The organism is Actinoplanes palleronii, from assembly GCF_016862315.1.
In the GTDB taxonomy this organism is placed as follows: Bacteria; Actinomycetota; Actinomycetes; order Mycobacteriales; family Micromonosporaceae; genus Actinoplanes; species Actinoplanes palleronii.
This window is the reverse complement of the sequence record NZ_BOMS01000157.1, coordinates 14476-29129: the sequence shown is the minus strand read 5'-3', so window position 1 is coordinate 29129 and position 14654 is coordinate 14476. Positions and strand designations below refer to the sequence as shown.

Below are 14654 nucleotides of genomic sequence, written 5' to 3'. Positions count from 1 at the left end.
CGGCCGGGAGTGGCTGCGGTCTTGCGTGGGTCAGGACAGGCCGGCTTCTTTGGCGAGGATGGCGGCCTGGACCCGGGAGGTGCAGCCGAGTTTGGCGAGGACCCGGGAGACGTGGGTCTTCGCGGTCGCCTCGCTGATCGACAGGGCTGTCGCGAGGTCCGCGTTGGACAGACCGCGGCCGAGGGCGGCCAGTACGTCGTGTTCACGGTCGGTCAGGCCGTCGAGGGCCGGGGGTGGCGCCGCGGCGGGCGGGGTGGCGACGAACGCGGTCAGCAAGCGGCGGGTCACCTCCGGGGCCAGGAAGCCGTCGCCGGCCGCGATCCGGCGCACCGCGTCGACCAGGGCGGCCGGCTCGACCGATTTGAGCAGGAAACCGGCGGCGCCGGCCCGGAGTGCGCCGAACAGGTAGTCGTCGAAGTCGAACGTGGTCAGGATCAGCACGTCGGCGCTCCCGGACGCGACGATCGCGCGGGTCGCGGTGATCCCGTCGGTGCCCGGCATCCGGATGTCCATCAGGACGACGTCCGGGCGCAGCGCCGCGGCCTGCCGGATCGCGACCGCGCCGTCGGCGGCCTCGCCGACCACCACGATGTCGTCGGCCTGCTCGAGCATGAGCCGCATCCCGGCCCGGATCGCGGCGTGGTCGTCAGCGAGCAGGACGGTGATCACGAGACGCTGGCCGGGTGCAGGGGCAACGTCGCGTGGACCGTGAACACGTCGCCGTCCCGGCCGGCGGTGAGCTCGCCGCCCAGCACCGCCGCCCGCTCCCGGATCGACAGCAGCCCGGTGCCCGAGCTCAGCACCCCGGGCTCGACCGCGTCCCGGCGGGTCAGCGTGTTGGTGACGGTCACCGTCACGGTGTCGCCGGCCGGGCGGACGTCGAGGCGTACCTGCGACTCCGGCGCGTGCTTGCCCGCGTTGGTCAGCGCCTCCCGCACGATCCGGTAGACGGTGTGCGACACCACGGCCGGCACCTGCGGGACGTCCCGGGTGCGTGCCTCGATCCGCAGCCCGCCGGCGGTGGCCGCCGCGACCAGTTCGGGCAGCCGGTCCAGGCCGCCGGGCAGGGTCGGGTCGAGCGCCGCCGGATCGCCGGCCCGCAACAGCATGATCATGGAGCGCATCTCCTCGAGGGCGGCCAGGCTGCTGGTCCGTACGGCGCGCAGGGTGTCCCGGTCCCGGCCGGTGTCCGGCGGCCGGGCCAGGGCCGCGCCGGAGTGGATCGCCGTGGTGGACAGGTGCGCGGCGATCACGTCGTGCAGGTCATGTGCCATCGCGGCGCGTTCGGCGAGCACCGCCTCGCGGGCCGTACGCTCCGCGTCGAGCAGGCCGATCGCGCGCTGCTGGCGGATGTTCGCGGCCCACCATAGCGGTACGAACAGCAGCGTGGTCAGCTGCAACCCGACGAAGACGGCGATCCGGAACTCCCCACTGGCCAGCCCGCTGACCACCGCGGCCGTGCCGATGGCCACGAACACCACGGTGGTCACCGCCGTCCGGGCCCGGGCCGAGGCGAACAGCGCGGCCGAGAACAGCAGGTCGAACAGCACCAGGACGAGCGCGACGCTGCCGCCGAGCAGGGTGTCGGCGACGACCGCGGCGACACCGGCACCGAGGGCGAGCAGCGGGTGCCGGCGCTTGCCGAGCATGGCCAGGCAGCCGGCCGCCAGCGGCACGGTGTGCCACCAGGCCGGTCCGCCGATGCTGGGCAGGGACCACAGGTCGGTCAGCCCGACCAGGTTGAACGCGACCCCGGCCGCGAACGTGCCCGCCGCCGCGCCGGTGTCCTGCAGCCGGGTGCTGCCCCGCCAGCGCTCTTTCAGCCCCACCGGGCCATCCCATCACGGAACGCGGCTCACGTCGTACATCAAAAGGTTGAGGCCGGAGTGGACCGCCCACCCTTCGGCGGACGCGCCCCGGGGTGTCGCGCCCGCAGGGTGGCGGCATGGACCTCGCGCTCCTCGGATCGCTCGCCGCGCTCGCGCTGATCGACTCGACAAGCTTCGGCACCCTGCTGATCCCGATCTGGTTGCTGCTGAACCCCGGGCCGGTGCGGGCCGCGCGGCTGCTGATTTTCCTGGGTACGGTCGCCGCGTTCTACTTCGCTCTGGGCGTCGCGGTGGCTCTGGGCGCCGACGCGTTCCTGCCGCAGCTCGGCCGGTTGCTGGACAGCACACCGGTGCTGTGGGGTCAGCTGGTCACCGGGGTCGCGCTGTTCTTCTGGAGTTTCCGGCTGGACCGCAAGCACCGGCCGGCCGGCGGCGGGCGGCTGCTGCGCTGGCGGGAACGAGTGCTGTCGGAACGCGGCGGTGTCGCCGGGCTGGGGCTCGCGGCGGCGGCCGCCGAGGTGACCACGATGCTGCCCTACCTGGCCGCGATCGGGCTGCTGACCACCGCGGAGCTGCCGGGCGGGCAGGTCGTGGCGGTGATGGCCGGGTACTGCGTGCTGATGACGGCGCCGGCCCTGGTCCTGCTGGCGGCTCGGCTGGCGTTCGGTGAACGGCTGGCCGGGCCGTTGAAACGGATCAGCGACGCGATGGCGAACAGCAACACGCTGTCGTGGATCGTCGGGATCGTGGGATTCCTGCTCGCCTACGACGCCGCCGGGCGGCTCGGCCTCGCGCACGTTGCCGGCTGAACCTAGCCCTCGAATCCGGCCCGCAACTTCAGCAGGGCCCGGGTGAGCAGCCGGGAGACGTGCATCTGGGAGATGCCGAGCTGTGCGGCGATCTCGGCCTGCGTCTGGCTCCCGTAGAAGCGCAGCACGACGATCTTCCGGTCCCGCTCGTCCAGCCCGGCCAGGGCGGGCCCGAGGGTGAGCCGTAGGTCGGCCTCGTCGAAGCCGCTCTCCGCCGTTCCGAGCGTGTCGCCGAGGGTGACGTTGCCGTCCTCGCTCGCCGGGGTGGACAGGCTTGTCGAGGTGTACGCCCTTGCACCCTCCAGCCCCTCCAGCACGGCCTCCTCGGTGACGCCGAGGTGCCCGGCGATGTCCGCGACGGTGGGGGAGCGGCCCAGCTCGTGGCGCAGGTCGTTGTTCGCCGCGGTGATCGCCAGGCGCATCTCCTGCAGCCGGCGCGGCACCCGGATCGACCAGGTCCGGTCGCGGAAGTGCCGCTTCAGCTCACCGACGACGGTCGGGATGGCGAAGCTGGCGAACTCGATGCCGCGCTCCGCGTCGTACCGGTCGACCGCCTTGATCAGGCCCATCACCGCGACCTGCCGCAGGTCGTCGGTCGGCTCGCCGCGCCCGGCGTACCGGTTCGCGAGGTGCTGGGCCATCGGCAGCCAGGCCTCGATCGCCCGGTCGCGCGCGCGTGCCCGGAACGGATCATCGACGGGGAGGGCGGTCATGGCGAGGACGAGCTCACTGGCCCGAGCGGTTGCGGCGGCGATCATGGGAGTGCTCCCTGCGTTCGCTGCCGGACCGGCAGATGACAATCAGTACCCACCCGCGCCCACCCGGCAAACCCCCGGGTCACCCGGGCCGGTGATTGTCCGCCCCACCCGGTGCCGATCATGGCGAAGCGGGCCGCATGGGGCAGCATGGTCCTAGCCGGTCGCCCGTCGTTGCCGTCACCTCTGGAGGTGTCACGTGGATCAGCCGCCCCTCTGGCGTCACCACCTGACCAGCCGGTCCGGGGTCGTCACGATCGCGCTCAGCGGCGAGCTCGACCTCGCCTGCACGTCGACGGTCCAGTCGCTGCTGTTCGACCAGGCGCAGTCCCCCGAGGTCGAGGACGTGCGGGTGGACCTGGCCGAGGTGGCGTTCCTGGACTCGTCCGCGCTGGGGGTGCTGGTCGGGGCGTTCCACTACGCGCAGGAGCAGGGCTGCGGGTTCGCGGTGGTGAACCCGAGCCCGGTGGCCCGCCGCGTCCTGGCCATGACCGGCCTGACGGAGGTCCTGGTCCGCCCCTGACCGCCAGGTCCGCTCCCCTCCCAGACCGCCTCAGTTCCCACGGTACGACGGGGAGCCCGCGACGCCCGCTCCCCGTCACGACCGCTACGCGAGTCCCGGCCCCGGCTGGCCCTCACGGCCGTTTCGCGGCCCGGTTAAGGGCCGCCAGGCCCAGCCGGGTCCCGGTGGTTGCGCGGGTCCCGGTCCCGGCTGGTTCTCACGGCCGTTTTGCGGCCCGGTTAGGGGCCGCCAGGCCCAGCCGGGTTCCGGTGGTTGCGCGGGTTGCGGGCTTGGCTGGTGCTGACGGCTGTGTCCTGGCTCGGGAGGGGACCGTCAGGGCCAGCTGGGGTCAGTGCTGAGGGGTCAGGCCCAGGGCTTTGTCGACGCGGGTCAGGGCGTCGGCGTCGGGCTGGCCGGTGCCGCGGAGCAGGTCGATGGCGGTGGCCCGGATCTGGCCGACGATCATCGTGACCGGCAGGTCGGGTTCGGCGGCCAGCAGGCCGGCGGCGATCCGGACGGCGGTCAGCGCGAACTCGTCGGCGCGGGCGGCGTGCGCGGCCGCGTCGTCGGGCTCCTTCAGATCGGCGATCAGGGCGTCGCCGGCGGCCCGGACGGCGGCGCTGAGCGCGTGCAGGGCGCGGCTGAGCGCCGGCGGGGTCGCCGAGTGCAGCCGGGTCAGGGTGCTGGCGCTGCGGCACAGCACCCAGATGTTGCCGACCGCGTGGTCGAGCTGCCGGGTCGTCGCGGCGACGGCGCGCAACTGGGCGAGCCGCCGCTGCCGGCGCGGGCTGACCTGGACCGCTTCGGTGGCGGCCAGCACCGCGGCGTCCAGGCGGTGGACGCAGCTGGTCATCCGGCGGGCGCGGTCGAGGGCGCGCTGCGCGGCGTCCTCGTCGCAGGCGGCCACCGCGGCGTCGACGTCGTCGAGCAGGTCGGCCAGGTCGGCGAAGGACTGCCGGGCCTCGGTGACCAGCGGGGCGAGCTGCCGGTGTGCGGCGACGATCTGACTCGCGACCACGGCCACCGCGCCGCCGATCAGCGCGTCGACGAACCGGTAGGGGATCAGGTGGTCGGGCGGCTCGGCCGACACCACCAGGTAGACCGCGGAGACCGCGGCCTGGGTGATCAGGGTGTTGCTCGCGCCGAAGGCGACCATCGGGCCGACGGTCAGCAGCAGCACGACGACGATCGCACCGGTGCCGGGGTGCAGGGCTTGCACCATGAGTTCGGCGACGAGGACTCCGGCCGCGACACCGAGCACGATCTCGACGCACTGGCGTAGCCGGCCGCCGCGGGATTCGCTCAGCACGATCAGCGCGGTCGCCGGGGCGAGCACCGGGTCGGGGTGGCCGACCAGCCAGGACGCGACCATCCACGCCGCGGTCGCGGCGATCACCGCCTCCATGGTGGGCAGTGCGCCGCGTTTGAGTCGCCCGGGCAGGGCTTTCCGGGTACGCGACCAGCTCTGCCGCAGGTGGATGATCATGGGAAGTTGATCTACCCGAGGCGGGCTGGGGTGTAACGGGTTGTCGCGCATGCCACTCCTTTCCGAACGGCGGCCGCGGTCGTCGCGAACGCCCGGTGCGGGCGGGCGGGTCGGAAGGGTGAGTGGCGGCGGATATCAACCCAGGTTCCTAGGATGCCTAAGCGGTCGTGACCCCCGAGGGGGCCAGGTGCGGGAGGGGCCGCGACGATCGCGTTGGCTGTCCGGCGTTTCGGGAGCGGAGCGGATTCGCCCGTGGAGGCATGAACGGGTGTCGTTCTGGGTAGGCGGCGCGGGAGCGGAAAACGGCCACCGGGGGAGTGCGATGACGACGAACGGGCGTGACGAGGCACTGGGCGGCGCGGCCCGCTGGCTGCTGCGCCGGGTCTGGGCGGTCTGTGTGCTCTCCGGCGCCTACGTGGCCGGGCACCACCTGGGCTGGCCGCGGACCGCGCTGACCGTCGCGGCGATCCTCGGTGCGGTTGCGGTGGCGGCTGCCGTGGTGCTGCTGCCGACCTGGTCGCGGGAGCGTCCGACCGGCGTTCCGCTGCTCGACGTGGGGCTGCGCCTGGTGGTTTGGTCCGGTATCGCGGTGGGTGTGCTGGCCCTGCTGGTCAGTGAGCCGGCGTTGGGTGCGGCGGCCGGGGCGCTGTTGCTGACCGCGGTGTGGCGGACGTTCGCGCGGCAGCCGGTCGGGGCTGCGACGAATTGATGGTTGGCGATATGGTGGCGCGATGCGAATCGTCGCGTCGCTCGCCGTTGTCGCCGTCCTGCTGACCCCGGCGGCTGCCGCTGCCGCGCCGTCGGAGAAGCATCCGCCAGGTACCCAGGCAGGCACGCAACCGGTGCACGACTACGCGCAGGCGATCCGGGAGCGCGTCTGGGTGCAGACCGGTGTCGACAGTGACTTCGACGGCAAGCCCGACCGGGTGGCGGTGCGGATCATCCGGCCGGCTGCCAGCGACGCCGGCTTGCGGGTTCCGGTGATCTTCCAGGCCAGCCCCTACTATGCCGGGCTCAACGACGTACCCAATCATGACGATGTCGACCGGAGCGGCGCCGCCGGTCTCACCGCGACCGGGACCACCGACCGGGCCGAGACGATCACCTTCGCCGGGTACCTGGACAACTATTTCGTGCCGCGCGGCTACGCGGTGGTCTTCGCCGACAGCCTGGGCAGCGGCGGGTCGGACGGCTGCCCGACCTCCGGCGGGCGCAACGAGACGCTGGGCATGAAAGCGGTCGTCGACTGGCTGAACGGGCGGGCGCGGGCGTTCGCCGAGGACGGCACGCCGCGCCGGGCGGACTGGTCGACCGGCCGGACCGGGATGATCGGGGTCTCCTACAACGGGACGCTGCCGAACGCGGTCGCGGCGACCGGGGTGAAGGGTCTGGAGACGATCGTGCCGATCGCCGGGATCTCCAGCTGGTACGACTACTACCGCGCCAACGGCGGTGTCGTCGCGCCCGGCGGTTATCAGGGCGAGGACACCGACGTGCTGGCCCGGGCCGTGCTGACCAGGGCGAACCCGGAGGTCTGCGCCGGGGTGATGGACGAGATCGAGCGCGCGCAGGACCGGGAGACCGGTGACTACAGCGCGTTCTGGGCGGAGCGGAACTACCTGCGGGACGTGGACAAGGTCCGGGCCAGCGTGTTCCTGGTGCACGGGCTGCACGACGACAACGTGCGCACGCTGCAGGCCGGTCAGTGGTGGGACGCGCTCGCCGCGCATCACGTGCCGCGCAAGATCTGGCTGCACCAGGCCGGGCACACCGACCCGTTCAACATTCGCCGCGACGCCTGGCTGACCGCTTTGCATCAGTGGTTCGACTACTGGCTCTACCGGATCGACACCGGGGTGATGCGGCAGCCGATGGCCGACGTGGAGGTGGCGCCGAACCAGTGGCGGACCGCGGCGACCTGGCCGATCCCGGCGAGCCGGCCGGTGTCGTTGCGCCTCGGGCAGGGTCCGCGGCAGACGTTCGTCGACAACCCGGCACGCACCGCGGAGGACTTGGCCGCCAACGAGACCGTGTCCGATCCGAACCGCCTGACCTATCTGTTCGCTCCGTTGACACGAGAAACCCGCATTTCCGGTACGCCGGAGATCACCGTACGGGCGGACCTGGCCGGCGACTCCCCGTACCTGACGGCGCTTCTCGTCGACTACGGGCCGGCCGAGCGCTACGCCGGGACGCGCACGCTGACCGTGCAGGACTGTGTCGGCCCCGGTGTCGAGGGCGATCCGGGCTGCTTCAACCGGCGGGAGTACGTGACCGCGACCACCCCGTACGAAATTGTCACCCGAGGCTGGCTGGACGTGCGCAACCGGCTCTCCCCGGCGCGGTCCGTGCCGGTGGTCGGCGGCAAGCCGTACACGTTCCGCTGGAAGCTGCAGTCCACCGATCACGTGTTCGCGCCGGGGCACCGGATCGGCGTGGTGCTGATCTCCACCGAGCGCGATCACACGCTGCGGTATCCGGCCGGCACCACGGTCGGCGTGCGGCCGGGCCTGTCGAGGCTGGAGTTGCGCCTGGCGTGACCGCGTTTTCCGCCGGATCTTCGGGGAATCCCAGGCGTATGCCTGGTGACCGTGGTCGACCGTCGGCCCCTCGCCGGGTGGTTTCGGCGGGGATGTGCGAGAGTCCACCCCCGGAGCTTCTGGTGAAGAGTGTGGGGTGCCGGGTTCGATGACGTCGCCCGAGGAGTTGTTCGCGGCCGGCGGTACGACCGGCCACCTGATGGCCCGGCTGGACTGGTCCGGCACCGCGCTGGGCCCGGTGGCCGGCTGGTCGCAGAGCCTGCGGGCCGCCGTCCGGACGGTGCTGTCGTCGCGCTACCCGATGCTGCTGCTCTGGGGCCCGGACCTGGCCCAGCTCTACAACGACGCGTATTCGGCGCTGATCGGTGACAAGCATCCGGCGGCGCTGGGCCTGGACGTGCGGATCACCCTGGCCGAGGGCTGGGACGTGCTGGGCCCGCTGATCGACGAGGCGATGGCGACCGGGGTGGCCAGCTGGGTGCCGGCCCTGCAGTTGCTGCTGGACCGGGCCGGGTTCCGCGAGGAGGCGTACTTCAGCGTCTCGCACGCGCCGGCCCGCGACGACGACGGCTCGACCGCCGGGGTGCTGACGGTGTGCAGCGAGGTCACCGAGTAGGTGGTGGGGGAGCGGCGGCTGCGGCTGCTGCGGGACCTGGCGCTGCCCGGCGGGACCGGACTGGAACAGACCTGCGAACGGCTCTGCGCGGTGATCGGGGAGCACCCGCTCGACGTGCCGTTCGCCGCGGTCTACCTGCGCGACGGCGCGGTGCTGCGCCGGTACGCCGCGGTCGGCGCGGACGCGTCGGCCCTGCCCGATGCGGTGCCCCTGGACACTGCCGGTGACGACTCCTGGGGGTTGCGAGCCGCGGCCGGTGGGTCGGGCGCCGCGGTGGATGACGTGTTGGAGCGGTTCCTGCTGCCGGGCGGCGCTTTCGGCGATCCGGTGCGGGTCGCGGTCGCCGAGCCGCTGCCGTCAGCGGACCGGTCGCAGCCGGTCGGGGTGCTGCTGACCGGGCTGAGCCCGAGCCGGGCGGCCGACGAGACGTACCTGTCGTTCGTGCAGTTGCTGGCCCAGCAGGTGGCGGTGGCGGTGCGCAACGCGCGGGCGTACCAGGAGGAACGCGACCGGGCGGCGGCGCTGGCCGAGCTGGACCGGGTGAAGACCGAGTTCTTCACGAACGTCAGCCACGAGTTCCGGACCCCGCTGACGCTGATGCTGGGTCCGCTGGCCGACGCGCTCGCCGACCGGGCCGAGCCGCTCGGCCCGGCGCAGCACGCCCGGGTGGACACCGCCCGGCGCAACGCGACCCGGCTGTTGACACTGGTCAACGAACTGCTGACGTTCGCCAGCGTCGGCGTCGGCGCCGGCACGGCCGGTACGGCGCCGCGGGTGCTGGATCTGGCCGCGTTCACCGCGGACCTGGCCGGGGTGTTCCGGGCCGCGGTGGAACGGACCGGGCTGCGGCTGGTGGTGCGCTGCCCGCCGCTGCCGCGCCCGGTGGCCGTCGACCCCGCGCACTGGGAGAAGATCGTCACGAATCTGCTCTCCAACGCGCTGAAGTTCACCTTCGTCGGGGAGATCCGGGTGTCGCTGGTCGCGGATGCGGCCGGGATCCGGCTGCGGGTCGCGGACACCGGCATCGGCATCGACGCGGCCGAGCTGCCGCTGCTGTTCGACCGGTTCCACCGGGTGCGCGGCGCCCGGTCGCGCAGTCACGAGGGCACCGGGATCGGGCTGGCGCTGGTGCGGGAGCTGGCCCGGCTCGAGGGCGGCGACGTCGAGGTGAGCAGCGTTCCGGGGCGGGGCGCGACGTTCGACGTGGTGCTGCCGTGGGCCGCGGTGGCGCCGGGCGGGGCACCGGAGCTGGAGACCGTGCCGGATCGGCTGGCCGGTGCGCGGGCGGCGGTGTCGGTGAGCGCCGGGTGGACGGCGGGGACTCCGATCGTGGCGGACGGTCGTACCGGAAAGCGGATTCTGGTCGCCGATGACAACGGTGACATGCGGGATTACCTGGCGCGGCTGCTCGCCGCGCAGGGCTGGCGGGTGCAGACGGTGACCGACGGGGAGGCGGCGCTGCAGGCGATCCGGCTGGACCGGCCGGACCTGCTGATCACGGACGTGATGATGCCGCGGCTGGACGGGTTCGCGCTGGTGCGGGTGCTGCGCGGGGACGAGGCGACCCGGGATCTGCCGGTGGTGATGCTGTCCGCGCGGGCCGGTCAGGAGTCCGGCGTGGAGGGGTTCGCGGCCGGTGCCGACGACTATGTGGTCAAGCCGTTCCACGCCGGGGAGCTGATCGCGCGGGTGCGCAGCACCCTCGAACTGGCGGGTGTGCGGGCGGCGCCGGGGCGGCAGACCGCGGCGGTGACCGGGGTGGCGGCGGCGATCGCTGCCGGTCGGGCGCTGGAGGCGGCGTTCCGGGTGGCCAATGAGCTGGTCCGGGTGTTGGCGAACGCGGTTTCGGCGGTGACCGTGCTGGACGGTGACGATGCCCGGCCGGCGTTGTCGTTCGCGAGCGAGCGCCGGGTGCCGCCGTCGTCGGGAAGCGTTTCGGAGTCTCCTGCCAGCGGGTCGCCGCTGATCGGAAGCGGACCGCTCTCCTCCCGAACCGCCGAGATCCGCGACCGTGACGGGGTTCGGATCGGCGCGGTCACGGTCAGTTTTGATCATGCAGAGCCGCCGGGCGAGCTGCTCGACAGGGCTGCGGCGATGCTCGGCGCGCTGGCTCGCAGCACCGCCGACCCGGAGCAGCAGCGCCTGATGACCCTCGCCCTGCAGCAGAGCATCCTGCCGGTCGACGCGCCCGCCCCCGACGGGCTGACCCTGCACACCGCGTACCGCCCGGCGGCCACCCGCGCCGGCGGCGACTGGTACGACCTGCTCGCCGTCCCGGACGGCACCCTGCTGATCAGCGTCGGTGACGTGGCCGGGCACGGTCCGGCCGCCGCCGTGGCCAGCGGGCTGCTGCGGTCCGCGGTCCGCTCCCGGGTCGCGGCGGGGCAGTCCCCGGCCCAGATCGTCACCGGTCTGTCCGAGCTGCTGAGCACCCCGCTCCCCGCGACGCCGCCGGGCGCCCCGTTGTCCGCGACGCTGCCGGGTGCACCGCGCTCCGTGACGCTGCCGGGCTTTCCGTTCGCCGCGACGCTGCTGGTCGTCGCCGTCGACCCGGGTGACAGCCGGTTGGTCTGGTGCAGTGCCGGGCATCCCGCCCCGCTGCACTCCGCGCCGGGTGCGGTGACCAGGTCACTGTCCGGCGTGGTCGGGGCGCCATTGGGCCAGGACGGCGGGGACTACCGGGAGCATGCGGAGCTGCTCGGGCCCGGTGATCAGCTGGTGCTGTTCACCGACGGGCTGGCAGATGGCCCTGCCGAGCTGATCGATAGCGGTCTGGAGCGGTTGCGGCGGCGCTGTGAGGACGAGTTCGCCGCCGGGGCGTCGCTGAGCGCGCTGGTCGAGGCGGTGCTGGCGCAGGTCCGGCAGCCGCAGGAGGACGACGTCGCGGTGGTCGCGGTCCGCCGCCTGCCGTCGTCGGTGCCGGCCGCCGTCGATCTGGCGCCGGTGGATGTGGCGTGGACGTACCCTCTCGATCCGACCGCGGCGGCCGCGGCCCGCCGCGATCTCAAGGACGTCTTGGACATCGACCCCGATATTTTGTACGACCTGCAGGTCGCGACGACGGAGGCGATCAACAACGCGGTCGAGCACGCGCAGCAGCCGAGCCGGCCCGAGGTGCTGGTGCGGTTGCGGGTGCTCGGCGACCTGATCCGGGTCGAGGTGCAGGACTTCGGCGGCTGGCGGGCCCGGCCCCCGGCGCGTGACCGGGGCCGCGGCGCGATCCTGATGAACGCGTACGGCGAGGTCCACGTCAGCACGTCCCCGGTGGGCACCCTGGTGACGATCGAACGCCGCGGCGTCTGACCGCTTCCGGCATGGCAGCCCGAGCGGGTGACCGCCGCGGCGCGAAGCAGCACGGCACCGGGCCTCGCGCCGTCCCGCCTCGCCCCGTCCCGCCTCGCCTCGCGGCGGTCGCCCGGGTTGCGGTGCCTGGCTGGTGCTGGGGGGTGTGTCGGGGTCGTTGTGGCACCCCTGGGCGCCAGCCGGTCGGATTCGGCAGGCCGGGGCGCCGGTTCCCGCGGTGGGTGCGGGCGAGTCCGCGGGTGGCCGGCTCCTGTGTGGACCGGCATGATGGCGGCCATGACGGGGATCAAGAGCGAGGTGCGGCCGGCGGGGCTGCGCACCGGGTCGGTCGTGGCGCTGACGTTCGGCACGGTGTTCGTGGTGGCCAACAGCGGTGGGCTGGCCGCGCCGTGGCCGTTGGTGATCAGGGTGGCCGGGGTGCTGGTCGCGGTGGTGCTGGCGGTCCTGCTGTACCTGCGGACCCGGGCCGCGACGGCGGTGACGTCCAGTGGCGGCGCCGGGTTCGCCGACCGGCGGTACTGGTACGTGGTCGCCGCCGAGGTGGTCGCGCTGTTCGGCGGGCTCAGCGTGATCAACCGGGTGTTCGAGGCGCCGGCGGTCGCGGTGGCCTGGGTGGCGGTGGTGGTCGGTGTGCACTTCTTCGCCCTGGCCTGGGCCTGGCGGATGCCGCTCTACCACTGGCTGGGCGGGGCCATGACGGTTCTCGGGCTGGCCGGGTTTCTGGTCTACGCGGCGGGCGCCTCGGCCGCGACGGTCGGGCTGATCGCCGGCGTGGGGTCGGGAGTCGCCCTGTTCGCCACGGTCGCGGTCGCCCTGCGCACCGCCTGAGTCAAGGCCGCGGTGTCGCCTGAGCCAAGGCTGCGGCGCCGCCTGAGCCAAGGCCGCGGTGCCGCCTGAGCCAAGGCCGCGGTGCCGCCTGAGTCAAGCCGCGGTGCCGCCTGAATCACGGCGGTGGCGCTGTGGGAGCGGCGGGCGTCCCCCACCCTCATCGTCGGCCCGCGACCACGGATAACCTCGGTATACGGGTGCTGGGAGGGGGACGGGCCGGGTGGGTGACGAGGACGATCTGCTCCTGCTGCGTGCCTACGAGCCGGTGGTCAGGTTCACCGAGGGGGAGTGGTTCTACCCGGTCTCGGTGGAGCGCTACGTCGGCAGCGCCGGCCTGTGGCGGGCCGAGGCGGGCGCGAACCCGGTCCGGGTGGAGGCGCCGGGCCAGCTGACCCTGGAGCGTCTCGCCACGGCCGGCGGTGCCGAGCAGGGCCTGCGGTATTCGCTGTCCGGGATCGGCGACTCGGAGAAACACCACGCGCACATCCCGCTGCGTGAGCGCCCGCCGCACCTGGCCCGGGCCAGCCGGCTGGCGCAGGTCGGCCCGGCCGCCCGGCTGGTGGACACGCTGAACCGGTTCTCGCTGCTGTTCCGCGGCAGCCTGCCCGGTGGCAGCGCGGCGCACTCGTTCCTGCTGCAGCGCGACCACCTGGAGCCGCACCGGCCGGTCTACTACGGCCGGGTGTTGCACGACGACCCGTGGATCGTGTGTCAGTACTGGTTCTTCTACAGCTTCAACAACTGGCGGTCGGCGTTCGGCGGGGTCAACGAGCATGAGGGCGACTGGGAGCAGGTGACGGTCTATCTCGACGGCACCGGGGTGCTCGACCAGGACGGGCTGCCGCCGGCGCGCTGGGTGGTGTATTCGGCGCACGACGAGGTCGGTGACGATCTGCGGCGGCGCTGGGACGACCCGGACCTGACGTTCGCCGAGGACCGGCACCCGGTGGTGTTCGCCGGCGCGGGCTCGCACTCCGGGGCGTACCTGCCCGGCGACTACGTGATCACGGTGAAGCCGCCGAAGCTGCGCGGGCTGGTCACCGCGCTGCGCTGGTCGGCGCGGCTGTTCGCGCCGTGGTCGGCCGAGGACCGGCAGAACGTCGGGATCCCGTACGTCGACTACGCGCGCGGCGACGGCCGGTCGATCGGGCCGGGCCAGGACGAGAGCTGGCAGCCGGTACGGATCGGTGAGGACACCCCGTGGGTGCGGGACTTCCGCGGGTTGTGGGGGCGCGACACCCGCGACCGGCTGGGCGGGGAACGCGGGCCGGCCGGTCCCCGGTACGGCCGGGACGGCGCGGTGCGGCAGTCGTGGGCCGACCCGGTCGGGTGGGCGGGGCTGGCGAAGGTCGTACCGAATCAGGCGGCGGAGCGGCAGCTGGCCGAGATCCGTACCAAACGGAACAATGACCGGCTCGCGGCCCTGGACCGCGAGATCGACAGCATGCGCCACGATCTCGCGGTGGCGGCGGCCGGCCTGTCCGCGGCCGCGCCCGAGGTGCGGTCGCTGGCGGCCGCCGAGCAGAAGCTGCTCGGGCTGCGGATGGAACGCACCCGCCTCGCCGACGAGCAGGCCCGGATGGCCACGGTCTGGCCGGTGGTCGAGGACCCGCACGCGCACCTGCTGCACCGGCGGTTGCCGATGGAGCCGGCCACCGGGTTCCTCGGGCGGGCCCGGTCCTGGTGGGCGGTGCTGAGCACGCCGCTGATCCTGTGGGCGCTCGGCGCGCTGGTGTCGCCGCTGCCGATCGCCGGCAAGCAGACCGCGCTGGTGCTGTTGCTGGTGCTGCTGACCGTGGAGGGGCTGGTGCGCAGCAAGCTGCTCGCGGTGCTGCTGCGGCTGATGCTGGCCGGGATCGCGGCCGGGTTGCTGGTGTTGTTATGGCACGACGGACGATATGTCGTTAATTTCGCGTTTTTTGCGGCGGCCTTGCTGGTGCTGCTGGTCAACATCAGGGAGTCCTGGCGCCGCTGAAGAAACGCGCG

General features: G+C 73.3%; 12 protein-coding genes. 8 read left to right on the top strand and 4 right to left on the bottom strand.

Features of this window, described 5'->3' with window-relative positions:
• Positions 1–30 precede the first annotated feature (30 nt).
• Together Apa02nite_RS44115 and Apa02nite_RS44110 are read right to left on the bottom strand one after the other, a co-directional pair.
• A complete protein-coding gene (locus tag Apa02nite_RS44115) occupies positions 31–669 on the bottom strand; it encodes a response regulator (protein ID WP_203830449.1) in 639 nt (212 codons plus the stop codon).
• Positions 666–1829, bottom strand: a complete 1164-nt coding sequence (locus Apa02nite_RS44110; RefSeq protein ID WP_203830448.1) for a sensor histidine kinase — start codon at positions 1827–1829, stop codon at positions 666–668. The genes Apa02nite_RS44115 and Apa02nite_RS44110 overlap by 4 nt, the downstream gene beginning before the upstream one ends.
• Before the next feature lie 116 nt (positions 1830–1945).
• Between Apa02nite_RS44110 and Apa02nite_RS44105 the strand changes: the two genes are divergently transcribed.
• Entirely contained in the window at positions 1946–2638 is a 693-nt protein-coding gene (locus tag Apa02nite_RS44105; protein WP_203830447.1) for a GAP family protein, read from the top strand.
• A 2-nt stretch (positions 2639–2640) separates the two neighbouring features.
• On the opposite strand, the gene Apa02nite_RS44100 is transcribed toward Apa02nite_RS44105, so the two are convergent.
• Complete coding sequence (locus Apa02nite_RS44100) at positions 2641–3396, bottom strand: SigB/SigF/SigG family RNA polymerase sigma factor (RefSeq protein ID WP_203830446.1); 756 nt, start codon at positions 3394–3396, stop codon at positions 2641–2643.
• Between the two features lie 196 nt (positions 3397–3592).
• Here Apa02nite_RS44100 and Apa02nite_RS44095 point away from each other — a divergent pair, with 196 nt between their 5' ends.
• On the top strand, positions 3593–3916 hold the full coding sequence (locus Apa02nite_RS44095; protein WP_198171339.1) for an STAS domain-containing protein: 324 nt from the start codon (positions 3593–3595) through the stop codon (positions 3914–3916).
• Positions 3917–4244: 328 nt separating this feature from the next.
• Here the strand turns inward: Apa02nite_RS44095 and Apa02nite_RS44090 are convergent, their stop codons facing one another.
• On the bottom strand, positions 4245–5381 hold the full coding sequence (locus Apa02nite_RS44090; RefSeq protein ID WP_203830445.1) for an FUSC family protein: 1137 nt from the start codon (positions 5379–5381) through the stop codon (positions 4245–4247).
• Positions 5382–5703: 322 nt separating this feature from the next.
• Here Apa02nite_RS44090 and Apa02nite_RS44085 point away from each other — a divergent pair, with 322 nt between their 5' ends.
• The 6 genes from Apa02nite_RS44085 to Apa02nite_RS44065 all read left to right on the top strand — a co-directional run bounded on the left by Apa02nite_RS44085 (position 5704) and on the right by Apa02nite_RS44065 (position 14643).
• Positions 5704–6090 (top strand): hypothetical protein, encoded by a 387-nt coding sequence (locus Apa02nite_RS44085; protein ID WP_203830444.1) that lies wholly within the window; start codon positions 5704–5706, stop codon positions 6088–6090.
• Positions 6091–6112: 22 nt separating this feature from the next.
• The gene (locus tag Apa02nite_RS44080) at positions 6113–7921 is read left to right on the top strand and encodes a Xaa-Pro dipeptidyl-peptidase (protein ID WP_203830443.1); all 1809 of its coding nucleotides are present in this window, start codon (positions 6113–6115) and stop codon (positions 7919–7921) included.
• A gap of 148 nt (positions 7922–8069) precedes the next feature.
• A complete protein-coding gene (locus tag Apa02nite_RS51625) occupies positions 8070–8537 on the top strand; it encodes a PAS domain-containing protein (RefSeq protein WP_239164987.1) in 468 nt (155 codons plus the stop codon).
• Between the two features lie 3 nt (positions 8538–8540).
• Positions 8541–11840 carry a SpoIIE family protein phosphatase gene (locus Apa02nite_RS44075; RefSeq protein ID WP_239164986.1) on the top strand — a complete coding sequence of 1100 codons (3300 nt, stop codon included), beginning with the start codon at positions 8541–8543 and terminating at the stop codon, positions 11838–11840.
• Positions 11841–12116: 276 nt separating this feature from the next.
• Positions 12117–12668 carry a hypothetical protein gene (locus Apa02nite_RS44070; protein WP_203830442.1) on the top strand — a complete coding sequence of 184 codons (552 nt, stop codon included), beginning with the start codon at positions 12117–12119 and terminating at the stop codon, positions 12666–12668.
• 220 nt (positions 12669–12888) lie between these two features.
• A complete protein-coding gene (locus Apa02nite_RS44065) occupies positions 12889–14643 on the top strand; it encodes a hypothetical protein (RefSeq protein ID WP_203830441.1) in 1755 nt (584 codons plus the stop codon).
• Positions 14644–14654 lie beyond the last annotated feature (11 nt).

Excerpts from the sequence above, each read along its gene's own strand:
- Apa02nite_RS44105 (WP_203830447.1), top strand. The coding sequence starts at position 1,946 with ATGGACCTCGCGCTCCTCGGATCGCTCGCCGCGCTCGCGCTGATCGAC.
- Apa02nite_RS44100 (WP_203830446.1), bottom strand. The coding sequence starts at position 3,396 with ATGATCGCCGCCGCAACCGCTCGGGCCAGTGAGCTCGTCCTCGCCATG.
- Apa02nite_RS44090 (WP_203830445.1), bottom strand. The coding sequence starts at position 5,381 with ATGATCATCCACCTGCGGCAGAGCTGGTCGCGTACCCGGAAAGCCCTG.
- Apa02nite_RS44085 (WP_203830444.1), top strand. The coding sequence starts at position 5,704 with ATGACGACGAACGGGCGTGACGAGGCACTGGGCGGCGCGGCCCGCTGG.
- Apa02nite_RS44080 (WP_203830443.1), top strand. The coding sequence starts at position 6,113 with ATGCGAATCGTCGCGTCGCTCGCCGTTGTCGCCGTCCTGCTGACCCCG.
- Apa02nite_RS51625 (WP_239164987.1), top strand. The coding sequence starts at position 8,070 with ATGACGTCGCCCGAGGAGTTGTTCGCGGCCGGCGGTACGACCGGCCAC.
- Apa02nite_RS44070 (WP_203830442.1), top strand. The coding sequence starts at position 12,117 with ATGACGGGGATCAAGAGCGAGGTGCGGCCGGCGGGGCTGCGCACCGGG.